The organism is Thiorhodovibrio frisius (assembly GCF_033954835.1).
GTDB classification, from domain to species: domain Bacteria; phylum Pseudomonadota; class Gammaproteobacteria; order Chromatiales; family Chromatiaceae; genus Thiorhodovibrio; species Thiorhodovibrio frisius.
Genome location: NZ_CP121471.1, coordinates 1,101,634 through 1,124,171 on the forward strand (window position 1 = coordinate 1,101,634; position 22,538 = coordinate 1,124,171).

The 22,538-nt window shown below is 60.8% G+C and carries 23 protein-coding genes; 11 read left to right on the forward strand and 12 right to left on the reverse strand.

Annotated elements, in window-relative coordinates; all coding sequences use genetic code 11:
- Positions 1-26: 26 nt before the first annotated feature.
- The 4 genes from Thiofri_RS05285 to Thiofri_RS05300 all read right to left on the reverse strand — a co-directional run bounded on the left by Thiofri_RS05285 (position 27) and on the right by Thiofri_RS05300 (position 3,310).
- On the reverse strand, positions 27-1,043 hold the full coding sequence (locus Thiofri_RS05285) for a DUF3616 domain-containing protein (protein WP_190275860.1): 1,017 nt from the start codon (positions 1,041-1,043) through the stop codon (positions 27-29).
- Between the two features lie 47 nt (positions 1,044-1,090).
- The gene (locus Thiofri_RS05290) at positions 1,091-1,423 is read right to left on the reverse strand and encodes a hypothetical protein (protein WP_009150674.1); all 333 of its coding nucleotides are present in this window, start codon (positions 1,421-1,423) and stop codon (positions 1,091-1,093) included.
- A 45-nt stretch (positions 1,424-1,468) separates the two neighbouring features.
- Positions 1,469-2,422 carry an IS1595 family transposase gene (locus tag Thiofri_RS05295; protein ID WP_009150675.1) on the reverse strand — a complete coding sequence of 318 codons (954 nt, stop codon included), beginning with the start codon at positions 2,420-2,422 and terminating at the stop codon, positions 1,469-1,471.
- A 510-nt stretch (positions 2,423-2,932) separates the two neighbouring features.
- Entirely contained in the window at positions 2,933-3,310 is a 378-nt protein-coding gene (locus Thiofri_RS05300; protein WP_143741999.1) for a hypothetical protein, read from the reverse strand.
- Between the two features lie 353 nt (positions 3,311-3,663).
- Here Thiofri_RS05300 and Thiofri_RS05305 point away from each other — a divergent pair, with 353 nt between their 5' ends.
- Positions 3,664-4,086 carry a site-specific integrase gene (locus tag Thiofri_RS05305; RefSeq protein WP_051023959.1) on the forward strand — a complete coding sequence of 141 codons (423 nt, stop codon included), beginning with the start codon at positions 3,664-3,666 and terminating at the stop codon, positions 4,084-4,086.
- Between the two features lie 4 nt (positions 4,087-4,090).
- Here the strand turns inward: Thiofri_RS05305 and Thiofri_RS05310 are convergent, their stop codons facing one another.
- The 5 genes from Thiofri_RS05310 to Thiofri_RS05330 all read right to left on the reverse strand — a co-directional run bounded on the left by Thiofri_RS05310 (position 4,091) and on the right by Thiofri_RS05330 (position 10,276).
- Positions 4,091-5,320, reverse strand: a complete 1,230-nt coding sequence (locus Thiofri_RS05310; protein WP_040857495.1) for a DUF1015 domain-containing protein — start codon at positions 5,318-5,320, stop codon at positions 4,091-4,093.
- 30 nt (positions 5,321-5,350) lie between these two features.
- The gene (locus tag Thiofri_RS05315; RefSeq protein WP_009150677.1) at positions 5,351-6,376 is read right to left on the reverse strand and encodes an amino acid ABC transporter substrate-binding protein; all 1,026 of its coding nucleotides are present in this window, start codon (positions 6,374-6,376) and stop codon (positions 5,351-5,353) included.
- A 150-nt stretch (positions 6,377-6,526) separates the two neighbouring features.
- Positions 6,527-6,862, reverse strand: coding sequence for a DUF2782 domain-containing protein (locus Thiofri_RS05320; RefSeq protein WP_009150678.1), 336 nt, complete (start codon positions 6,860-6,862; stop codon positions 6,527-6,529).
- A 157-nt stretch (positions 6,863-7,019) separates the two neighbouring features.
- Positions 7,020-9,569, reverse strand: a complete 2,550-nt coding sequence (locus Thiofri_RS05325) for an ABC transporter permease (RefSeq protein WP_009150679.1) — start codon at positions 9,567-9,569, stop codon at positions 7,020-7,022.
- Complete coding sequence (locus Thiofri_RS05330) at positions 9,569-10,276, reverse strand: ABC transporter ATP-binding protein (protein ID WP_009150680.1); 708 nt, start codon at positions 10,274-10,276, stop codon at positions 9,569-9,571. The genes Thiofri_RS05325 and Thiofri_RS05330 overlap by 1 nt, the downstream gene beginning before the upstream one ends.
- A 142-nt stretch (positions 10,277-10,418) precedes the next feature.
- On the opposite strand from Thiofri_RS05330, the gene Thiofri_RS05335 reads away from it, so the two are divergent.
- The 4 genes from Thiofri_RS05335 to Thiofri_RS05350 all read left to right on the forward strand — a co-directional run bounded on the left by Thiofri_RS05335 (position 10,419) and on the right by Thiofri_RS05350 (position 13,543).
- Positions 10,419-11,078, forward strand: coding sequence for an arylesterase (locus tag Thiofri_RS05335; RefSeq protein ID WP_009150681.1), 660 nt, complete (start codon positions 10,419-10,421; stop codon positions 11,076-11,078).
- Positions 11,062-12,267, forward strand: a complete 1,206-nt coding sequence (locus tag Thiofri_RS05340; RefSeq protein ID WP_009150682.1) for an exo-beta-N-acetylmuramidase NamZ family protein — start codon at positions 11,062-11,064, stop codon at positions 12,265-12,267. Before Thiofri_RS05335 ends, Thiofri_RS05340 begins: the two co-directional genes overlap by 17 nt.
- 43 nt (positions 12,268-12,310) lie before the next feature.
- Positions 12,311-12,937 carry an imidazoleglycerol-phosphate dehydratase HisB gene (gene hisB, locus Thiofri_RS05345; RefSeq protein WP_009150683.1) on the forward strand — a complete coding sequence of 209 codons (627 nt, stop codon included), beginning with the start codon at positions 12,311-12,313 and terminating at the stop codon, positions 12,935-12,937.
- Positions 12,938-13,057: 120 nt separating this feature from the next.
- Positions 13,058-13,543, forward strand: coding sequence for a cyclic nucleotide-binding domain-containing protein (locus tag Thiofri_RS05350; protein WP_009150684.1), 486 nt, complete (start codon positions 13,058-13,060; stop codon positions 13,541-13,543).
- A gap of 86 nt (positions 13,544-13,629) precedes the next feature.
- Here the strand turns inward: Thiofri_RS05350 and Thiofri_RS05355 are convergent, their stop codons facing one another.
- From Thiofri_RS05355 to Thiofri_RS05365, 3 genes are all read right to left on the reverse strand, one after another.
- Complete coding sequence (locus Thiofri_RS05355; RefSeq protein WP_009150685.1) at positions 13,630-14,331, reverse strand: phosphatase PAP2 family protein; 702 nt, start codon at positions 14,329-14,331, stop codon at positions 13,630-13,632.
- A 76-nt stretch (positions 14,332-14,407) separates the two neighbouring features.
- The gene (locus Thiofri_RS05360; RefSeq protein ID WP_009150686.1) at positions 14,408-15,541 is read right to left on the reverse strand and encodes a glycosyltransferase; all 1,134 of its coding nucleotides are present in this window, start codon (positions 15,539-15,541) and stop codon (positions 14,408-14,410) included.
- The gene (locus Thiofri_RS05365) at positions 15,538-16,728 is read right to left on the reverse strand and encodes a glycosyltransferase (protein WP_009150687.1); all 1,191 of its coding nucleotides are present in this window, start codon (positions 16,726-16,728) and stop codon (positions 15,538-15,540) included. Before Thiofri_RS05365 ends, Thiofri_RS05360 begins: the two co-directional genes overlap by 4 nt.
- Positions 16,729-16,811: 83 nt before the next feature.
- On the opposite strand from Thiofri_RS05365, the gene Thiofri_RS05370 reads away from it, so the two are divergent.
- Genes Thiofri_RS05370 through Thiofri_RS05395 form a run of 6 tightly spaced genes read left to right on the forward strand, consistent with a single transcriptional unit; the run spans position 16,812 to position 22,469 of the window.
- Positions 16,812-18,113: an O-antigen ligase family protein gene (locus Thiofri_RS05370; protein WP_009150688.1), complete on the forward strand. Its 1,302-nt coding sequence runs from the start codon at positions 16,812-16,814 to the stop codon at positions 18,111-18,113.
- Positions 18,110-18,250, forward strand: a complete 141-nt coding sequence (locus Thiofri_RS05375; protein WP_009150689.1) for a hypothetical protein — start codon at positions 18,110-18,112, stop codon at positions 18,248-18,250. The genes Thiofri_RS05370 and Thiofri_RS05375 overlap by 4 nt, the downstream gene beginning before the upstream one ends.
- Positions 18,251-18,261: 11 nt before the next feature.
- Positions 18,262-19,353, forward strand: coding sequence for a glycosyltransferase (locus Thiofri_RS05380; RefSeq protein WP_009150690.1), 1,092 nt, complete (start codon positions 18,262-18,264; stop codon positions 19,351-19,353).
- The gene (locus Thiofri_RS05385) at positions 19,344-20,222 is read left to right on the forward strand and encodes a polysaccharide deacetylase family protein (protein ID WP_223296816.1); all 879 of its coding nucleotides are present in this window, start codon (positions 19,344-19,346) and stop codon (positions 20,220-20,222) included. The genes Thiofri_RS05380 and Thiofri_RS05385 overlap by 10 nt, the downstream gene beginning before the upstream one ends.
- Positions 20,212-21,321 carry a glycosyltransferase family 9 protein gene (locus Thiofri_RS05390; protein ID WP_009150692.1) on the forward strand — a complete coding sequence of 370 codons (1,110 nt, stop codon included), beginning with the start codon at positions 20,212-20,214 and terminating at the stop codon, positions 21,319-21,321. The genes Thiofri_RS05385 and Thiofri_RS05390 overlap by 11 nt, the downstream gene beginning before the upstream one ends.
- Complete coding sequence (locus tag Thiofri_RS05395) at positions 21,318-22,469, forward strand: glycosyltransferase (RefSeq protein ID WP_009150693.1); 1,152 nt, start codon at positions 21,318-21,320, stop codon at positions 22,467-22,469. The genes Thiofri_RS05390 and Thiofri_RS05395 overlap by 4 nt, the downstream gene beginning before the upstream one ends.
- The last annotated feature ends 69 nt before the right edge of the window (positions 22,470-22,538 follow it).

Here is a 22,538-nt window from a genome sequence, read left to right on the forward strand (position 1 = left end):
CCTTGCAGCACTATTGCTGCCAAATTTCAATTGTCTGCTCTTGACGGGATGTGTAACTCATCCAGAGGTACTGTCAAGTATTGAGCAGGGTGTTCGCTGGCACTATTCCCATCATCACTTACCAGCATAATAACTGTCTGATTGTTATCACGAAAATGGGTTATTCCTTCAGTTTTTTCCAAATCAATGCCATTTAGTGTAATCTTTTCTGGCTCTGCACCCTCCCGGTTTTCCATGAACCAAAGTTTAAAGGATTTTTCGGATTTACTTTTTTTCTTGGCTTTCTGGGTAACAAGCAGGTAGCCATTCAGCTCGGGAACATAGGTCATTGCTCGAATTCCACCCTTGCCCATCTTTAGTCGTAGTGGTTTGGGGGAAAAGCGCGGTGTGCTTTTTTCGCTGAATAGCTGATGCGGATTTTCAAGGATCAGGATCAATGAGTCCCCTTTGATAACAGGTGCCCTTAGACCTATCCACAGGTGCTTTCCAGTAGCGTCAAAACAGAGTCCTTCAATACCAAACCCATGCCGTCCCTTGGGGTTATCGTCCTTGGTCGGTTTCTTCAGCTCAGGATAGGCATCGGTTATTGCCTTTAGGAGTTCTTCGAACAGGGCGTATTCGACGATCTCGTTATCCGCAATACGCATCCGAACCAGTTTCTGACGGGAGTCTTTTTTCTTCGCTGCTGATTCGGTGCGGGAATGAGATGTGATGGCGAAGAGATAACCATCTGGACTCTGAGCGAGCCCCTCAAGGTCTTCCAGATTTTTGGGACGGGTGTCAGCACCGATCACCCAAAACGGCTGTTTTTCCGTTTTCAGTGGCGGACGAATAAAATTTTTCAGTTTGCCATCGATGTATTCAAATAACACAAATGGATCTTTGGACTCATCCTGAACGACCAGGAATTGTCCATTAGGCAATTGGCGTACCGCAGAAGGCTCATACAGTTCATCAGTAACGTCCGATGAAGTAAAGGGTCGCCAGCTGGCATCAGACGTGCCCGTAAATAGTAGAGTAATTATGAATAGCAGGGTAGTCATGGATAGCAGAGTGGTCAGTTTTACTATTCGGGACAACATCATAAGTACTATTTCTCTTGGCATGTTGCCGGAACGCTCTTGCCATCCCGTTCTTCAAAGAGCTGAATGGTTGAAAGTGACGGATTCAGGTTATAACCGCTACTGCCATACGCGCCGCTAGCCGATGGACCTACGGTCTGGAAGAGTTTTAGCCCGTCAACGCAAAGAACGAAGCGTCGCAGGCCAATAACCCGTTTTCGGCTATGTTCTGCTGCATCGCGTTCATCCATACCTACACTATCGGAAAAGCTGGAGGGTGCGATCTCGGAAGCAGTGATTCCGGCAACAGCTGTACCAGATAGGGACAGCACAAACAGGCTGGAAATAAATAATTTTGACATTGATAGGTATTTCCTTTATCCGAATGGCAGCATGACAGGACCTGATTAGCAAGCAGCCTCAGCCGCGCGAAGCCACCGCTGCGGTCGTGCTCCGATTGTGGCCGCTGCGACGAGCAGGCGGTTGTGAATGGTGTCTAGATGGAAGCGGCGATTAAACCGGTAGGCGAATGTGCCGAGATAACGGCTGGCGTATTTGTCGAAATCAAAGGCGTGGTATGCCCCACCAAAGCTGGTCTTGAGATTGCCCAGAATGGTATTGATCCAATTGAATTCCGGCAGATCCTTGGGTTTGCGCGCGCCTACCACAATGGCATTGTGCAGACAGCCGGCATCGGTGACACCGTTGAAGCAAGCCAGCCCATCGGAGGTGACCAGGCAACCAGGACTCAGATTGCTAGCCGTCCACTCGGCAATGGCCTTGCGCGTGAACCCCGCCACGGGCGTCATCTTCGCGTACTGCGGATGGCCCTCTGGCGTCAGTGAGACGGCCGCAACGAAGGGCACTTTGTTCTCCGAGCCGCGTCCGGCCTTGCCGCCAGTCAGCTCCCCGCCCAGGTAGACATCATCGACTTGAACATCCCCGGCAAGGGTGTAGGCATTGTCGCGCTCGCTCATTGCCTGCATGAGCTTGTGCTGGATCAGCCAAGCGGTGGGATAACTGACACCGAGTTGGCGCTTCAGCGCCAAAGCGGACAAGCCCGTCTTGGCCTGACTAATGAGATAGATCGCCAGAAACCAAACCGTCAGTTCCAAATGGGTGCTGTGAAATAGGGTGCCTGCGATCAGCGAGGTTTGCTTGCGACAGCCCTGGCATTGGAAGATTTTGTGGGTGCCGCCTTGGAGAATGTAAGCATGGGCATGGCCGCACTCAGGGCAGCGGAACCCCTCGGGCCAACGCGCCTGCTCCAGGGCACTCTGGCACTGCGCTTCGGTGCCGAATTGCGCGAGAAAGGCCGGCAGTGACAGCCCGGGCTGGAATTGAACGCGATTCATCGGCATGCGCTTGGTCCTGAAATGAGAGGAGGAAACCCAGTGTGCGCTTTTTTTCATGCTGGCGTCGTTTTTCTTGCTCGGCTGAGGCTGCTTGCTAATCAGGTATATCAATGATAAGTAAACAATAAAATCAATTGGATCTAATTGGGTGATAGCTCGGAAACCGTATTTCGCTTTTGGGGATAATAATGTTCTTGCTGGGCGGGTAGACCAGTCAAGGACGTTTGTATTTGCTAATTCAGCTCTTATGACATTCCAGTCATGACGTATTGCTTCATATTCAAATGGCAATGGAAATACGTCTGTGTCACCCACTTTAAGCGCATGGTTGAGTGCCCAATTGAGACTGTTTTCTTGTAGTGTAAGCATATGCGCCTTTAGTTTGTGGCTAACGCCACCCTCAGCCGCCGCGAGCGTAGCGAGCGGTCGGGCTGGAGTCATTTGTTAGGCGATTAATTGCGGGTTGATTTGGTGTCTGGAAAATAATTTCATCCAGACCTTTTTAATCCTCCTTTACTATTGCTTGATTGTGTTAACATCCAATGATACTTGTCCACTATCTTCAACTGATAGATTGTGGCTAACTATTAAATAGTTTATATCTGGATAAAGCTCTTTCTTTCTCTCAATTAAGAAATCTGTTTGTTCTATTATTGAAGCAATATCCGTCGCATCAAATGCATCTGGCATTTGGTCAATTAACTTTTTCTCTATTTCCTCTCTTTTGACCTCAGTCGTTAGTGATACATTCCAAGAAAAAATTGCTAAATCAATTATTACTACAATTCGTTCACGTTTAGGGTATTTTCTAATCAATGGCTCTGCCATACGTAAAATGGCGTCAGAGATTTTTATAGGTGGAGATTTTTTGTATTTATTCATCATCTTGATCATCTTGCTTTGATATTGCATATAGTAACTCGAATTCTTGCATTTTTCTTCCTCTTGTCTAGCCTAACGCCATGCTCACCAGAGCCGCTATTCGCGGCGTCCGGTGCTGCATCTCGTTAGGCGATTTCTTGCGAGACAACCCAAAGCCTGCAAAACAATTCGACCCTGGACCCTTTAATTGTTCAATAACTTACGCATCGCCGGTCCCCCATCACCTGCCAACCTGCCTGTATCTGCCTTGACGTGACTAACCTACGTCACGTTCTAGTCACGCTAAAAAATCGCCGGAAATCCGCGCAAAAGCAGTATCCTACCTTGCGGGTAGCTGTTCTTCTCAGGCCGATAGCGACCCAGGCATGAAATTTGCGTCTAAGCCCAGGGACTTTGCCATTTCTGAAGCGAGTCTTGAAGTCCGCAGTGCGCTGGTGGCGCGTGCAAGGTGGCGAGCAGAAAATATACCTGACTGTCCGCTGGTCTTCGTCAAGAAAAATGGAAAGCGCATCAGTGACGCCCGCAAGGGCTTTCTCGCCGCGTGTGCCAAGGCTGGCATTGAAGACTTTCGGTTTCACGACCTGCGACACACATGCGCTGCATGGCTTGTAACTTCCGGGGTTCCCCTAACTGAGGTTAGAGACTTGCTTGGCCATTCATCTGTCACCATGACAGAGCGCTATGCTCACCTCGCACCTGACCGAATCCGCTCTGCTGTCGCGATTCTGGATAAGTCACGATTGAGTCACGTTGAACCTGATGAGATTCAGCTCCTAGCTGCAAGCTAATGTTTTAGCTCAGTAAATGGGACAACAGCCCATCGGCCAGCTTGGGCTCAAACCAGGTGGATTTTGGTGGCATCAGGGCGTTGGCGTCGGAAACAGCCATGAGATCGCTCGCGCTGGTGGGATGGAGCGCCAGCGCTAGGCGCATGCGGCCCTGATCGACCGGCTCGGTCAGCCCGGCAATACCCCTGCTGCCGCCGACGAAGTCGATGCGCTCGTCGGTTCTGGGGTTGTCGATGCCGAGAATGGGCTGGATCAGGAAATCTTGCAGCAGGCTGGTGTCGAGGCGTCCGGCCGGGTCGCGTGCTGCAAGCCGCTCGCTCAGATGGGGTTTGGGGGCCAGACGATACCAATGCTGCTCAATGTAGAGGCCAAAGATGCCGGGGCCTTCGGGTGTGACCGGCGCGGGCTGGGCGCTGAGGTCGAAATCCTGCTCTAACCGCTTGAGGAAAGCACCCGTGGTCAGGCCGTTTAAGTCGCGAATCAGTCGGTTGTAGGCGAGGATGCGAGTTTGGTCGTCGGGGAAGGTAACGGCCAGAAAATCTTGTGCGCCGGGGTCGTCTGGCCGCGCTTCGGCAACGCGCGCGGCGGCGGCGGCGCGGTGATGGCCGTCGGCGATGTAGAGCGCATCAAGCGCATTGTAGTCGGCACAAAGTGCCCCGACGGCGGCCTGGTCCTGAATCACCCAGATCTGATGGTTAACTCCATCCTCGGCCAGCACCTCGATCTGGGCCGGTTCGGCGCAGTGTTGGGCAAGCTGTTGGCTGATGCTGTCCGCACCTCGGTGGATGAGAAACACCGGGCCGGTCTGCGCGTCGAGCGCCTCAATATGGCGCACGCGGTCGTTTTCTTTGGCGGGGCGGGTCAGCTCATGCTTTTTAATGCGTCCGTCGCGATAGGCTGCCACCGAGGCAACCGCCGCCAGACCGGTCTGGCTGTGGTCGCCTTGGGTGAGTCGGTAGACATACAGGCAGGGTCTGGGGTCGCGCGCCAAGAGCCCCTGCTCGCGCAGGGTCTGTAAGTTCTCCCGCGCTTTGGCATAGGCCGCGCTTGCGCTTGGGTCGCTCCCTTCGGGCAGGTCGATTTCTGGCCTGGAAACATGCAAAAAGCTGTGTGGCTTGCCCTGAGCCATGACGCGCGCCTCGGCGGTGCTCATCACGTCATAGGGCGGCGCGATCACCTCGCTTGCGCGAGTCGGGGGCGGGCGCAGGGCGCGGAAGGGGCTGATTAGATGCATGGCCGATAGATGCATGGGCGGTGCAGCCGGTTAGCGCGGTGGTGGGGCATAGAGCAGCCCGCCCTGGTCCCAAAGCGCATTCAGGCCGCGTTTGATGTCGAGCCCTGAGTCCTTGCCCAGGTTGCGCTCGAACATCTCGCCATAATTGCCAACGGCGGCGATGATGCGCGCCCCCCAGCCGGCTTCCAGACCAAGGTGGGCGTTAATCTCCGGGTCATCGCCGAGCAGGGTGCGCACCTCATCGCTCTGGGCGCGTTCCCGGGCACCGGTCACATTGCCTGAATCAATCCCAAGGATCTCGGCATTGATCAGGGTGAACAGCGTCCAACGTGCCAGCTCGAACCATTTGTCATCACCGCCGCGCACCGCAGGGCTGAGCGGTTCGCGCGAGATGACCTCGGGCAAGATGCGGTGCGCCTGGGGGTCCGGGAAGACCGCCCGCAGCGCATGGAGTTGGGATTGGTCAGTCGTCAGGGTGTCGCAACGGCCTTCGAGGTAGGCATCCGCTGCGGCGGATAACTCATCGAAAGGGATGATTTCCATCGGCATCTGGTTGCGGGTGAAATAGCGCTGGGCATTGTCGATGTTGGTGGTGTCGGCCAGGGCGCAGACTCTGGTGTTGGCAAGCTCCAATGCGCTGCGCTTGCCACTGGCGCGCGGCAGCATAAAACTCTGGCCGTCGTAGTAGAGCACGCCAATAAAGCGGATGTTTTGGGTTAGCTCGCGAGCCTGAGTCCAGCTGGTATTGCGCGCCAGCACATCGGCGCGGCCTTTGGTCAGCGCCTCGAAACGATCAGCCGGCAGGGTCGGGATGAATTCGACCTTGTCCGCGTCGCCAAGCACGGCGGCGGCGAGCGCGCGGCAGAAGTCCACATCAAGCCCGCTCCAGCTGTCGTCGCCGGTCTTGAACGACAGGCCGGGTACCTCGCCATTGACGGCGCACCTGAGGGTGCCACGGGATTTGATTTTGTCCAGGGTATCGGCGTTTGCCAGGCTGGCGGCAGCAATCAACGCAGCCGCAACTAGCCAGCGGTGCCGTGGGAGAAAAGGTTTCATGATGCGGCCTCTCGTGATAGAAACTTGAAGCTTTTGTGATCGGGCGTTCCCGCCGTTCAGAAATCTGCTGGCGGGAAAATTCTAAACACTGACGGTTAGGGCTACCCCGGAGAATCCAGCAGATGGTTCAAGGTGAGCTGGCCACCAGACTTACCAGCGGAAGAGGGTCCATTGTGGTACTTGCAGGTTGCCTCCGGGCTGGCCACGGTTCCAGGTCATGTCGCCGGAGCCGTCTTGATCCACCAGATAATAGGGTGCGCCGGCACTTGGCGTGATCTTCAGCATATACACATTGTTGTTGACGCTGTATTCCTCGACAGCACGATTATCGAACTGCTTGAGCGTCACTGACGGCTGGATATCGGCATCGGTCACCGTCAAGTCTAGCCCTGATACTTCGACGGCTGACAGGGGCCCGGCAGACAGGGCAAAGATCGCGATGGCCAGGGGAGTGACGATGTTAGGCGTTTTTGGATTGGCGGTCATGATCGCGGCTGGGCGGCTGAACGTAGGGCGATCATAGCAGAACGGGCAGTGTGGTTTCAGTTGCTTGGCTGTTGGTGAGGTGGCGACCTCATCGGCTGAGCCAGCTAGCCAGCCAAAAGCAGTCGCGCCGAGATGCGCGCGAGGATGATGCCATTGATCAATTCCCCGCCCGCAATGCGCTCAGTGGCGGGCGCACCAGCGGCCCCCAGCTTGCCAGGGTGCCGGCTATCCCGATGAGCAACGCGCTGCCGGGCACGCCAACCAGCCACAGCCAGGGGTCGATGCCGTAAGGCAGGTCAAAGACCTGGGTTGCCAGTAGCCAGCCGATCAGGGCGGCGAAGGCGCTGGCCAGCAGGCCGGCGAGCAGGCCCAGAGTGGTGAATTCAATCATGATCGCGCGCAGCAGGGGCGCGCGCCCGGCGCCTAACGTCCGCAATACTGCCTGCTCGGCGCGGCGACTGCCGAGGCTTGCCTGGATGCCGGCAATCATCACCAGCAGCCCGGCGAGCAGGGTAAAGCCAAAGACATATTCTACCGCCTGGATGCCCTGGTCGATCACGCCGCGCACCTCGGTCAGCAGAGCATCGATGTCGATGACTGTCACACTGGGGAAACTCGCGAGCAGCTCGGGAATCCAGCCGTCGCGCCCGGGTGGCAGATAAAAGCTGGTGACCCAGGTTGCCGGCTGGTCGCTGAGCGCGGCGGGCGGGGCGATGACGAAAAAGTTCACATTGAAGCTGTCCCACTGCACCTCGCGCAGGCTGGTGACGGGGCCGCTGATGTCCTTTCCGGCGACCCAGAAATGCATGATATCGCCCCGCGCGATGTCCAGGGTTTCGGCAATGCCTTCCTCCACTGAGAACTGGGCCGGTGCCTGATCATTAGGCCACCAGCTGCCCGCCGTGAGGAGATTGTCTGATTGCAAGTCGCTGGCAAAGCTTAGGTTGAATTCGCGCCGGGCGAGGCGCTCGGCGCGCGGATTGTCGTAAGTCTCTTCATCAATCACGCGCTCGCCAATGGCACGCAGCCGCCCGCGCACCATGGGATAGAGACCGGAGGTGTCGATACCGGCGGCGCTGAAGAACTCGCGCAGGGGTTCAACCTCGCCCGGCTGAATGTTGATCAGGAAGCGATTGGGCGCGCCCTCGGGCAGGCTTGCCTGCCAGTCGCGCAGCAGATCAACCCGCACCACGGCAAGCAGCAGCAGCGCCAGCAGGCCGATGCCAAAGCCGCAGAGCTGCATGACCGATTGGGCCGGGCGGCGGCCGATGCCGGCCAAACCCAGACGCCAGATGCCGCGTGCACGGCGGGCGGCAATGCGCGCGCCATAAACCATCAGGGTGCCGAGGCCGGCCAAGGCCGCGATGGCGCCAAGGGTGCCGCCGAGCACCCGCAGCGCCAGGTCGGCATCATCGGCCAGCCATAACAGCAGGGCGGCCAAGGCTGCAACGGCCGCGCCGATGGCCAGCGCCAGGGAGGCGGGCGGGGCGCCGAGGTCGCGCCGCAGCACCCGCAGTGGCGGTACCCGGGCGAGTTGCACCAAGGGCGGCAGGGCGAAGCCGGCCAAGGCGATCAACCCGGTGCCGTAGCCCAGCGCCAGCGGACGTAGCGAGGGCGGTGGCAGGCGCTCACCAAACCAGTCGCCGAGAATCAGCAACAGCCCCTGCTGTCCCAGATAGCCAAGCAGGCAGCCGAGGGTGCTAGCGATCAGCCCCAGACCTAGCAGTCGCCAGGCGAACAGCCGCGCCAGCAGACCGCGTGGCGCGCCCAGAGCGCGCATGACCGCGACCGCGTCGGTTTGGCGCTCGACAAAGCGGCGACTGGCCAGCGCCACGGCGGCACCGGCAACCAGCACGGTCGTCAGGGCCGCCAGATGTAGAAAACGCGCCGCACGGTCGCTGGCCGAGGCTAGTTCAGGGCGGGCGTCCTGGGCACTTTGTAGCTCGGCATCGGGCGTGAGATGACTCCCTGCCCAATCGCGAAATGCGCGCAGAGAAGCGGGTTCGCCTGCAAGCAGCAGGCGGTAATCCACTCGGCTTGCTGGTGTGATCAGTCCGGTTCCTGGCAGGTCGGCGGCGGCGATCATGACGCGCGGAGCGAATTGCGCAAAGCCGCCGCCGCGATCTGGCTCGTAGGCGATGATGGCGTCGATGCGCAACGGCTGCTCGCCAAGGCGCAGGCTGTCGCCGATGGTCAGCCCCAGCGCATGCAGCAGCGGCGCTTCGACCCAGGCGCTGCCGGGTGTGGGGCCGGTGCTCATGGTCTCGCTCGGGCCGTTCAGCGCGCGCTGGATGCGCAAACGCCCTCGCAGCGGATAGCTCGGGCTGATCGCCTTGGCCTGCACCAGCTGGGTTTTTTCCCCAGCCAGCACCACGCTGCGAAAGCTCAGAGTCTCGGCTGTCACCAAGCCCTGTTGTTCGGCCTGCGCACGCAAGGATTCGGCGACCGGCTGGCTCGAGGCGATGACCAGATCGGCCGCCAGCAGGTCGCCGCCCTGGCGCTCGATGGCGGTGGCGATGCTGTCGGTGAAGAACCCTACGGCGGTCACAGCCGCGACTGTAAGGACCAGGGCGGCGAGCAGCAGCCCCAACTCGCCACCGCGCCAGTCGCGCCCGAGCAGACGCAGAGCGAGGCGCCAGGCGTTTTGCCTTGGCGCGGCGTTGCTGGCGGCAGAGGGCGTGCTCACGAAAGGGTGATCCGGGCGCATCAGCCTTGCTCCCGAAGTTGACCGGCATGCATGTGCAGGCGGCGGTCGCAGCGCTCGGCCAGGGCGGGATCATGGGTGACCAGGACTAGGGCGGCGCCCGCGTCGGCGCGCAGTTTCAACAGCAACTCGATAATGCGAGCCCCTGTGTCGGCATCCAGATTACCGGTTGGCTCGTCAGCAAACAGAATGCGCGGTGCTGGTGCGAAGGCGCGCGCGATGGCGACCCGCTGCTGTTCCCCCCCGGAGAGCTGGCGCGGATAATGCCCGGCGCGTTCGCTCAAGCCCACCGCAGTGAGCGCTTCCTCGGCGCGGCGGCTGGCGTCGGCTGCGCGCTCGCCGGCGAGTTCCAGCGGCAGCAGGACGTTCTCGCGCGCGGTCAGGGTTGGCAGCAGTTGAAAGTTCTGAAATACAAAGCCCACCCGGCTCTGGCGCAAGGCAGCACGGCCGTCCTCGTCGAGCCCGGCGAGCGCTTGGCCGCACAGCCAGATGTCGCCACTGCTCGGACTGTCGAGCCCGGCCAGCAGTCCGAGCAGGGTGGACTTGCCTGAGCCCGAAGCACCGAGAATGGCCACCGCCTCGCCCGGGGCGACATCCAGGTCCAAAGCGCGCAAAATGGTCAGGTTGCCGGTGGGGCCCTGAAGTTGCTTGCCAACAGCCAGCGCGCGACAGAGCGCCTGAGCTTGCGTGAGCTGATCGGATTCCGTCATGCTTAATTGGTCGTCCTGTTTTGGGGCTGCGGCGAATGAATTCGCCGCGACAAATGCGCCGTTGGAAACTTATCGTTTTGTCATTTCGCTGAAATATCGGTCATCCACTGAAATATCGGTCATCCAGAAGTCATCCTGATCCATGGCAGGCAAAGCTTTGCGAATCTTGTTATTAGCAGCCATTCTGGCACTCTCCGCCGGGTTTTCCGTCGCCGCCGAGCCCGTGCGCCTGCTCGTGCTGGGTGACAGCCTGAGCGCGGCCTACGGGTTGCCGGTCCAGGACGGATGGGTGGCGTTGCTCGAACAGCGCCTGGGGGCCGAAGGGGCAGAGACTCCAACCAGCATGCCCGAGGTCGAGGTGATTAACGCCAGCATCTCCGGTGAGACCACCGCCGGCGGGCTCGAACGCCTGCCCGATTTGCTCGCCGAGCAGCGTCCGAATCTGGTCATCATTGCCTTGAGTGCGAACGACGGACTGCGCGGTTTTTCCCTGAAAGACATTCGCGAGCGGCTGGTCCAGCTCATTGACATGGCCGAGGGCGCCGGCGCATCGGTTTTGCTAGTCGGTATTCGCCTGCCGCCCAACTACGGTGCGGTCTACAGCCAAGGCTTTCAACGCATGTTTGCAGATGTCGCGGGGCAGACCGGGGTCCAACTGGTTCCGCGCCTGCTTGCAGGCGTGGCTGAGCGTTGGGATTTGATGCAGGCCGACGGGCTGCATCCCACGGCAGCGGCGCAACCGCTGATTCTTGACAACCTCTGGCCAACCTTGCGGGAGATGCTGCATGCGCCTGGGAATTGATCAATTGCTCAGCCAACCCGAGGCACGTGCCGAATTGCGCGGGCGGCGGGTCGCGCTGCTGGGCCATTCCGCCTCGGTCAATCATGTCGGGCGTCACACCCTCGATGCGCTGATGACAGTCGGCGCCGTCGAGCTGGTCGCTGCCTTTGGCCCCCAGCACGGCATGCGCGGGGACAAACAGGACAACATGATCGAGTCCGACGACTATATCGACCCCGTCTATCGCATCCCGGTGTTCAGCCTCTATGGCCAGGTGCGCTACCCGACTGACGACATGCTGGCGAGCTTCGACCTGCTGCTGATCGATCTGCAAGACATTGGCACGCGTATCTACACCTATGTCACCACGCTCGCCAACATGCTCAGCGCTTGCGCCGGCAAGGGCAAGAGCGTCTGGGTGCTGGATCGACCTAACCCGGCTGGCCGCCCGGTCGAGGGCAGCCTGCTGGAGCCCGGCTGGGAGAGCTTCGTCGGTGCCGGGCGGCTGCCGATGCGCCATGGGCTGACCTTCGGCGAGCTGGCGCGTTGGTTCGTTGCCGAGCAGCGCCTTGAGCTCGATCTGCGCATCATCCCCATGCACGGCTACGATCCGCATATTGCGCCCGGCTTCGGCTGGCCGCGCGACGAGCTGCCCTGGGTCAACCCCAGCCCCAATGCCTCCTCGCTTAACATGGCGCGCGCCTTCCCTGGCACCGTGTTGATCGAAGGCACCCAGCTGTCGGAAGGGCGCGGCACTACAACGCCGCTGGAGGTGATAGGCGCGCCTGGCCTGGACGTGTGCCATCTGCTCCAGCGCATGGAAAGTCTGGCGTCGGATTGGATGGCCGGCTGCCTGGTGCGCTGCTGCACCTTTGCGCCCGTATTTCAGAAACATGCTGGCGCGCTCTGCCAGGGGATTCAAATCCACACCGACAGCGCCCATTATGACCACGAGCGCTTCCGCCCCTATCGGTTGGTGGCGCTATTTTTGAAAGCCCTGCGCCTGGAGTGGCCCGACGAGCCAATCTGGCGCGATTTTCCATACGAGTACGAGAGCGAACGCCTGGCCATCGACCTGATCGACGGCGGCAACGGCCTGCGCACCTGGGTAGACGACCCCGAGGCAGAGCCCGGCGACCTGGATACCCGCTTGCTTGCCGACGAAGCCGCCTGGAGTGAGGCGAGGCGGCCGTTCTTGCTTTACCCCTAGACCGACTGCTGGTAGACCCACTGCTGGCGAGAGAAGACCAAGCATGAATGAACATGACCCATCCAAGGACCTGATCATCGCCCCACGCACCGCCGAGGTGCAGCGTCAGACGCTGGAAACCGAGGTGCGGGTCGGGCTGAACCTCGACGGTGAGGGCCAGGCGGCCATTGCCACCGGTGTGCCCTTTCTCGATCACATGCTCGATCAGATCGCCCGTCATGGCCTGATCGACCTCAGCATCGCCGCGCGCGGCGACCTGCACATCGACGCCCACCACACGGTGGAGGACGTCGGCATTACCTTGGGGCAGACACTGCGCAAGGCGCTGGGCGACAAACGCGGCATCCGGCGCTACGGCCATGCCTATGTGCCCCTGGACGAAGCCCTGTCGCGCGTGGTAGTCGATCTATCCGGCCGGCCGGGCCTGACATTTCAGGTAGCTTTTTCCCGCGCCCATATCGGCGATTTCGACGTGGATTTGTTGCAAGAGTTTTTCCAGGGGTTGGTCAATCACGCCGCCCTGACGCTGCATATCGATAACCTGCGTGGGACCAACGCCCACCATCAGGCGGAGACCATCTTTAAGGCTTGCGGCCGCGCGCTGCGCATGGCTGTCGAGCCTGATCCGCGCATGGCCGGACAATTGCCCTCGACCAAGGGGCGGCTCTAGCGCAATGCTGCCACAAACACGCTAAGAATCATCAAAAGAAAAAAGAATGACAACGACCAATCTGGAGGTCGAAGTGGGGAGTGACCTGAACAATCGGTTTAAACATTGGAGGACTCCAACATGACCGCGAAAGACGACTTCGCCTCCCTGCGTCGCTCACCGCTGACGGCCAACCTTGACGATGAACAGGTTCGCGCTCTTGCCGGTATCGCTTGCTGTCGCCGACTGGCGGACCAGGAGCTTTTGATCGAGGAAGGCCTAGTGGACAACAGCCTGCACATAATCACCGCAGGAACCCTGGCGGTGACGCGCGACCTTGGCAAGGGTGAGTTCACGACGATCCACGTGCTGCGCACCGGGGACATGGCTGGCGAAATGGGCTTTATCAGCGGTCGCCCCCATACCGCCTCACTGCGCTCACTGGGCATGACACAAGTTTGCAGCATTGAGCGCGATGCCTTTGAGTCTCTGCTGCTTGACTACCCCTGGATGGTCTACCGCGTGATGCAGAACATCGTTCAGGTCGGCCAGGACATCCTGCGCCGGATGAACTCCCAATACGTGGAGATGACCAAGTACATCCACCGCTCCCACGCGCTTTACTAACAGAGGTACTGCTGACAGGAATCGCGAATCCGCAGAGGCGAATTCATTCGCCTCTTGATTACCATCTTAGTCACCGGTAGGCGAATTTATTCTTTGTGTGGGGAGGCGATTGAATTGGCCGCTGCCGGCGGCCAGATGGCCAAAAGCATCAAATACCCAATCCACACCAAAAAGGCCGATGTCATCACATCGCTGAGAAAATGCCCGCCGCTGGCGATGCGGCTCAGCCCAATTGCCACTACATAGGCCAGCGCCAGCACAAACCACAGGCTCCGCGCCGAGGCCAGCTCAACTGCGACGACCACCAGAAAAAACGCCGCAGCCGCATGTCCTGAGCTGAAGGCCCCACCCCCTTCATCCGAGGGCACGAATGCTGGCGTGAATCGCTGGGTTCCGCCGAATTCCGCCAGACTGATCGGTCGCGCCCGTCCGAGATTCTCCTTTAGCCCCTGATTAACCAGTAAACCGGGGACCAGCGCCAGCAGTGCAAGCAGCAACACCAGCTGGCGCCCGCTCGGCCCGCGCCGCCCCAGGCCCTTCTTCACCCGTGCGCGACCCCGCCACCAGGCAAACACCAGCGCGAGTATCAGGCCAATGAGAACAACATCGATTGAGTAATAGAGCAACCGTTCCCACCAAATCCCCTCAGCCACAAAGCCCGCCTGCGGCTCGAAGAACCAACCCGACACGGTAAGATCAAGCGCAGGAAACGCCAGCATCAGGTCGGAAAAGGCAAAGAATGCGATCCAAAGTGCCATGGGGGCGCCGAAAAGGCGGTTTTGTGTCATGGAGTAACTCGATTTCAGCAAAAATTTCATTTATTTATACGAATAAGCCCCAGGTCGCGCGCCGGTGGGAGCTGTCTTATCTGCGACAAGACGGAGCTAGCCCCAGCGTGTCCAGATAGGCTGTCGCACTTACTTCAATACGATAGGGGGCGACCATTGCGGCAAAAGCTTCCGGCGGGGCATGGGTGTCAAGCCAGTGCCTGATGGCGGTAGCCATGGCAGGCGGATCTTGAATTGGCACTAGCGTGCCGCAGTGGCTGTTGGTTAAAACTTCAGCCGGTCCACCAGGACAGTCGGTCGCAACAGCGGGGACCTCAAGCCCAAGAGCCTCAATGAGAGCAACCGGCAAGCCCTCCCATAATGAACTCAGCACAAAGACCCGAGCGCGGCTCAGCCAGGCATAGGGATTGCTCTGGAATCCGGGCAAACTTAGGTATTGCTCGACGCCCAACTCACGGGCCAGCTTGAGCAAAGTCTCATGGCGACGGCCGCGCCCGAGAATCATCAACCGACAGGGGCGCTCGCGTCGCACCAGGGCGAATGCCTGCACCAAGGTCTCGAACTGCTTGCGGTAGCAGAGTTCGCCGATACCCATGATAACGGGCGGTTGGCCATCTTCAAGCCAGGGATGTGGCACTGGGTGCGCTGCGAGAGAGGTGAATGCTGGCGTTAAAATGGGGCTGCGGATGACATTGACCTGCGCATCCGCAAGTCCGGCAAAGCTTAGCAAGTCAAGCTTGACGCCCTGTGCGGGCACAATCACCCGATCCGCCAGCGGATAAAGGTAACGCATCGACAGTCGCTGCGTGAGCCGCTCTATCCGCCCGCGCTCCGCGAGATTGACCGAGACTGCCGTGCCAAGCCGCACGCACAGTCGGGTGGGCGAGCCGGCCAAGCGGCGGGCAACAATGGCTACGCGGTTAACCCTGTCCTTATCGCACAGCATGGCTACGGGGCGCTCGCGGCGCAGATAACGCACCAGAGCCGGCAGCGCGGTATTGACATGGCTGGCTTTAAGGTCAACGCAGCTCACGCCAGCAGGGACCTGCGCAAGACGCGGCCCGTGGCGGCGAATTTGCAGTAAATCGATCTCAAGCCCCCAGGCAGCCCATTGCTCGATCAGGTTCGTCAGAATGCGATCAACGCCGCTGTGACCAGAAGTGGCCGCGAGAATGGCTAGCCGTGGGGATTGATCTTGACCTTGGCTCATTCGGGCCGATCCGCATTTTCTGGGCGCAGGCCCAATGCCTCAAGATAGGCCGTTACGCTGGTATCGAGATCGAAGCGGCGCGCGGCGTGGAGCAGGGTGTCGGCTGGCAGGGGGGCATCCAGGGTCCGCGCCATCGCGCTCGCCAACGCGTCGACATGACCAACGGGAACCAGGGGCCCAAGCCGGCCCTGTTCGAGAATGTCGCGCGGACCGCTGCGACAGTCGGTCGCCACACAGGGCGTGGCGCAGGCCAGTGCCTCTATTAGCACATTGGGTGAGCCCTCATAGCGCGATGAGAGCACGAAGAGCGCCGCGCGCGACAGCGCCGCGAAGGGGTTGGCGATAAAGCCGGGCAGGGCGATGTCTTCGCTCAGACCCAAACGGCGGATCAGTCGTTCTAGCATGCTCCGCTGGCGTCCCTCTCCGAACAGGATCAGGCGCGCGCGCCGGTGCTGGCGCAGGCGGGCGAAAGCGCGGATCAGCGTTTGGAAGTCCTTCACCGCCACCAGTCGCCCCATGCCAATAATCACCGGCGCGCCGGCGTCCGCCAGCCAGGGGTGTGGCGCGGGCTCCTTGCTCAGAGCCTGCACACGCGTCAGATTCAGCGGGTTGGCGATCACGCGCAGCGGCGGTTTGCGTGCGGCTGGGGTGCGCGACAGCAGAGATTCGATACTCTCGGCGACGCCGGCGGAGTTGGCGATGAGACCATCGGCCGCCAGATAAGCACGATGCAGGCTGGCTCGATAGCCCGCTCGGCGCCAAAAACGCTGACGGCGGATTTTTTCCCGTAGGTCGCTGCCAATGCGCAGCCAGGTCGCTGGCAGCTCGACGCCCTGCTCGCGCAGATCCGCCAGCAGGGCACTGGTGCGTTCTTTGTTGCTGAGGATGGCAGCGGGCTGGCGTTGGGCGAGGTACGACTGGATTTCTTGATGCGCGCGTTCAGGCTTTCCGTTGCTAAGCGGAAAGCATGGAGGTTTGCCGCTCGCGAGCCGAGTGAAATCGGGATAATCGCCCGCTGGCAGCAGCAGTTCGACTGGGACATGCCAGCGCTGGAATCCGTCGATCAGATCCAGCATGACGCGCGGGATACCGCCGGGACCGGGGCGGAAGCCAAGCAGCGCGACAGGAGCCCGATGGCCGATTGAGTCCCCAGTTGGTTGCGGGGATAATAAGTTCTCATTGGGCATGGCGAGTCAGGCAAGATGCGAAAAGTAAAAATTGATACCACCAGCGCGCGGTCCAGGACGCGCCATCATCGCAGAGCCTTGGCATGATGCGCTTTGACGGCTCGGCACTGCGCCTGCAACAAGCGACCTTATGGCTGTTTGGGATCTCGTTGTTTTTGATTCCGGCGGGTCTGGCGGGCGCCTTGGTGCTGCTCTGGCTTGGATTCCTGCTGGCCGCAGGCTCGCGTGAGACGCTTGGCTCACTGCGTGATCCCGCTGTGCTGCTGGTGCTGGCCTTCGTGCTCTATTCTCCCGCGCGCCAGCTGATCGGGCAATGGTTGGGGGGCGAATCGACCAAGGGCGATTGGGGCGGGGTCGGTGAATGGATGCAGCTCGCCGCAGTTTTTCCGTTCGCGTTGGCATTGCGGGCTGATGCCGCGCGTTTGCGGCAAGTGCTAGTGCTGGCGCTCATTGGCTTATTGATCTGCATCCCATTGCGCGCCGATTGGGAGTTGCTGCTGCTCGACCCAGGCCAGTGGCTGATGGCAAGAGATGGCTTCGGCTTCGTGGTCATTGCCTTCGGGCTTTATTGCGCGGCCGCGCTGCTCGGCGTGCTGTTCCTGCGGTGGCCGTCTGGGCGAACTATTACCGCCGCGCGCTGGCTGGCGGGATTGGTGTTGGCTCAGGGGTTGCTGTTCTCCCAGTCAAGGGCGTCCTGGCTGGCGTTTTTGGCTGCGCTAGTGGTGGGTCTATGGCTTCGGCGCTCGAATTCGCCCGGCCTTTCGTGGCCGTGGGCTGGCATTAAGCCCGGATGGCGTGCATGGGCCGCAGTCATCCTGCTGGCGGTCGTTGGCGGTTTGAATGCCTCCCTGGTGCTCAATCGCCTGACACAGGAAGCCGACAGTGCCGTGGTGTTGCTCGAACAACCGTCTGATCTGACCGTTCAGACGTCCATCGGTTTGCGCTGGCGGGCGCAGCAGCTTGGGCTCAACCTTTGGCTTGAGCGCCCCTGGTTTGGCTGGGGCGCAGATACAACACCTTCGCTGATTGCCGCAAGCGCTGAGGACTACGCGCTCATTGACGCCGGTGAAGTGCTGGTCCATCTGCACAACAGCTATCTCGAAATTCTCGTGCAGTTCGGTCTCGTCGGTCTGGTGCTATTTTTTGCGCTGGTTGCCGCGCTTTTCCAGGGGGTGCTTGCTGCCTGGCGCCAGCGACTCCTGCCGGCCGATCTGGCAATTTTTCTCATCTGTCTCCTGCTTCTCACACTGATTTGGAATTTTTTCAATTTCCGCATGTTGCATCAAGATTGGCGTGGGTTCTGGGCGTTGGTGGCCGGCTCGGCGTTGAGCTTTGGGCTGGCCGCGCGAAGGCGTTTTACCCGCACGGCGGATCATAACGCATGACACCTGAAGCCGGCCCAGAGCGCATTTTGCTGGTGCGCCTAAGCGCCATCGGCGACATTGTCTTTGCCTCGCCGCTCATCAATGGCATGGTCGAGGGCAAGCTGGCCCGTTACCGCGATCTGCGCAACGGCGGCTGAGGGGGCGGCGCATGGAATGGCCAACGAGCCTGCAACTGATTGGCAGCAAGGAACTTGGCGGGGCTGAGCGTTGGTTTCAGCGTTTTGCTGTCGCCCTGGCCACGGAGCAGGCGCCGGCGGTGCTGGGTGTGCGGCGCGGCAGCGCGCTGGAGCGACTGGATTATGCTGGCCTGTCGCTAGCGCGGTTGCCCTTTCTCAGCGTTTGGGACCCGCTTTCTCGCGCGGCCATCAAACGGCTAGTGGGGCGCGAATGCCCGCAGATTGTGCAAACTTATATGGGCCGCGCCACCCGCCTGACCCGGCTTGGTCGTCTCCAGCGGGGCGGTGCCGTGCATATTGCCCGGCTCGGGGGGTATTACAAGCTCTCGCCCTATCGTCACGCGCATGGCTGGGTTGGCAACACCCGCGGGCTGTGCGACTGGATGATCGGCCAGGGTTTGCCTGTGGCTCAGGTCCATCACCTTTATAATTTTGCGGAGCCAGTGTGCCCGCACCCACCCGCCGCTATCGAGCATTTGCGCCATAGCCTGGGCTTGGGCGATGCCTGGGTGCTGTTGGCACTGGGACGCTTTGTGCCCGTCAAGGGGCAGAGTTATCTGTTGCAAGCGCTGAGCCGCTTGCCGGCTGAAATTGATCAGCGGCCCTGGGTATTGCTGCTGGTGGGGGATGGCCCGTTGCGCGCGAGCTTGCAGCAGCAGGCGCAAGACAGTGGCCTCTCGCAGCGGTTGCGGTGGTGCGGTTGGCAAGCTGATCCTGGGCCCTATCTTCAGCTTGCGGATCTGGTTGTTTTTCCATCACTCGAGCAGGAAACCCTGGGCAATGTGATTCTTGAGGCTTGGGCCTGGCGTCGACCCTTGCTGAGTGCCAGCTTTCGCGGTGCGCGTGAACTGATACGCCCGGGTGAGGATGCACTAACCGTGCCCTGCGCGGATGCGCCGGCGTTGTCCGTGGCGATCCGGCAATTGTTGGGCGATGCGCACTTGAGACATGAGCTGGTCGAGCGCGGTGCGCGCCGGGTGCGCGAGGAGTTCAGTCAGGCAGTCATCATGCAGCAGTATCGCGATCTATATGTATCCCTGCTTGAAGCGCCATCATGGCCATGAGCAACTTCGTCAAGCAGCGCTCGCAGGCCCGGTTGTCCATCCTGATGTATCATCAGATCGGGCGTTTCGCGCCCATGCGCGCGCATCGCGCCAATTATTGCGATCATCGCCGTTTTGCCCGCCAGATGGCCTTTCTGCGTGCTGGGGACTTCCGGGTGCTGAGTCTGGATGACGCGCTCCGGTGTTTGTCAGGGAACGTTCCGCTACCGGCGCGCGCCGTGGTGCTGACTTTCGATGATGCCTACGCCAATTTTCTTGACTACGCCGCCCCGGTGCTGGCCGAGCATGGTTACCCGGCGACCCTCTATGCCATCAGCGAGTGGCTCGGCGAGCGCATGCGCTGGCGTGATCCGCAGCCCGGGCGTGCCTGTCCACGACTGATGACCGGCGCTGAACTTAGATCCCTGCGTGCCGCCGGCATTGGCGTGGGTTCGCACGGCTGCACGCATCAGCGCCTTGCAGAGCTGTCGGTGGCGGAGCAAGCTGCCGAGCTCAGTGACAGCCGCGCGCGTTTGCAGGAGGTTCTCGGCGAGCCGGTGCGAGATCTGTGCTATCCCTTTGGCAGCTTTAATGCCGACAGCATCCGGCTGGCGGCACACGCTGGCTACCGCAGCGCCACCACCTGTCTGCGCGGTGCGGCCAGCGCGGTGGATCATCCACTGATCCTGCCGCGCAAGGCGATCTCCTATGGGGATAATCTTATCGGTTATGGCTGGAAGTTATTGGTGAAGCATGCGCCCAAGCCAGCATTGCAGCACTGGCGTGCACGCGTTGCGGAATTCCCCTTAACCGCAGCTGACACCAGTCCGGAAGCCAAGCCGCGCGACGGCGTTTTACCCCCACGGCGGATCATTACGCATGACAGCTGAGGCCGGCCCAGAGCGCATTTTGCTGGTGCGCCTAAGCGCCATCGGCGACATCGTCTTTGCCTCGCCGCTGATCGATGCCTTCCGTGCGGCCTGGCCGCAGGCGCATCTCGCTTGGCTGGTGCACCCAGGCTGTGCATCCGTTCTTGTGCATCAACCGGCACTGGATGCGGTCATCGAGTGGCCTCAGCCAAGGCTGCGGGCCTTGCTTGCCGAGCGGCGCTTCGGGGTGCTGCGACGGGAGCTTATGCGTCTTGGTCAGGAATTGCGCGCGCAGCGTTTCGATCTTGCAGTGGATTTGCAGGGACTGATGAAAAGCGCGCTGCCCACTCGCCTGACTGGCGCGCCCACGCGCATCGGCCTGGATTCCCGCGAAGGTGGCGGGCTGTTGATGACGCGGGTCATCCACTCGCCGCGCAACGATAGGCGCATTGGTTCCGAATACCGCGTGCTGGCCGAGGCGCTGGATCTTCCGCTCGGGGATTTCGCGATGCGCCTCGCGCCTGGAGCCGAGGCCCGCGCACGCGCCGAGCAGCTAATCCGGAGGGCTGGCCTGAGCGATGGCTTCGTGCTCTTTTGTCCTTTCACCACACGACCGCAGAAGCATTGGTTCGAGGATCGCTGGGCGGAGCTAGCCGGACGCTTGAGCAGGCTGGCAGCGGATGCTGGCATCGGCCTGCCGGTGCGACTGCTGGGCGCCCCGGATGATCGCGCAGCTGCACAAAGAATCGCGCAGGTTGCCGGCGCGCCGCTCGATGCCTGGGTGGGCGAGACCAGCCTGCCGTTGGCCGCAGCGCTGATTGAGCGCGCGTCTTTATTGATCGGCGTAGATACTGGGCTCAGTCACATGGGCATTGCCGCGCAGATTCCGACCCTGCTGCTGTTCGGGGCCACCCGGCCCTATCTCAAGACCGGCCGTGCCGAGGCGCGCGTGCTCTACCATGCGCGCGATTGCTCGCCCTGTCGGCGCCGGCCGACCTGCGACGGGCGCTTCGACTGCATGCGGGCGATTGATGTTGACCAGGTGCTGCTGGCCGCTCGCGCGTTGCTCGATGAACACGGAAAATCCCCTATGTGCAAGCCCGAAGGCCAATCTCAATGAGAGTGCTGCACGTCGAAGGCGGAGCGCGCCTCTACGGCGGGGCGTTGCAACTGCTCTATCTGCTGCGCGGGCTGGCCGCGCGCGGGATCGACAATCACCTGGCCTGTCGCACCGATTGCGAACTTGCCGTCCGCGCGCAGCCTTTCGCGCGCGTGGAGCCTATGTCGATGCATGGCGATGCCGACCTGTTGCTGATTCCACGTCTGCGCAAGCTGATTGCTCGCACGCGCCCGGATATTGTGCATCTGCACAGCCGCATCGGGGCCGATGTGATGGGTGGCGTGGCCGGGCGCTTGGCCGGTGTGCCGGTGGTCCATACGCGACGGGTCGATAATCCCGAGCCACGCTGGCTGGCGGCCGTCAAGTACCGGCTGCATGATCGGGTGATTGCCATCTCAGCCGGGATTGCCGATGTGTTGCGCGGCGCCGGTGTGCCAGAGTCCAAACTGCGCCTAGTGCGCAGTGCCGTCGACACCCAAGCCTATGCGCAACCCTGCGACAAGGCCTATTTCGACGCGCAACTCGGACTGAACGGCGCCGGCTCAGCTGCCAAGGCAGCCCAAGAGGCTGTCACTGATGCGCCAGTCATTGGAGTCGTGGCACAGCTCATCGCGCGCAAGGGGCACGGGGTTCTGCTCGAGGCATTGCCGGGTTTGGTCACGCGCTGGCCCGGTTTGCAGGTGTTCTTTTTCGGTCGCGGTCGAGAAGAAGGCGCATTGCGCGCACAAATTGCGGCTCTCGGGCTCGCACAGCACGTCAGGCTCGTCGGTTTTCGCGATGACCTCGACCGCCTGTTGCCCTGTCTGGACCTCTTGGTGCACCCGGCAACCATGGAAGGCTTAGGCGTCTCCCTGTTGCAGGCTGCTGCCGCCGCCGTGCCCGTGATCGCGAGCCGAGCTGGGGGAATCCCTGAGGCGGTGCTGGATGGCGAGACCGGACTGCTGGTGCCGCCGGGCGATGTCGCGGCACTCCAAGCCGCCATCGCGGGCTTGCTTGCCGATGCCGCGCAGCGCATGCGTTTCGGCAAAGCTGGAAGGGCACGCATGCTCGCTGAGTTCTCGCTCGATGCCATGGTCGAGGGCAACCTGGCCGTCTACCGCGAACTCCTGTCGGCTGGATGTAGCGCGTGGAAGGACAGCCAAGGATAAGACGCCCAATGATAAGACGCCGATTGTATTCAACCCTGCTCTACTTGCTCCTGCCAGCGCTGCTGCTGT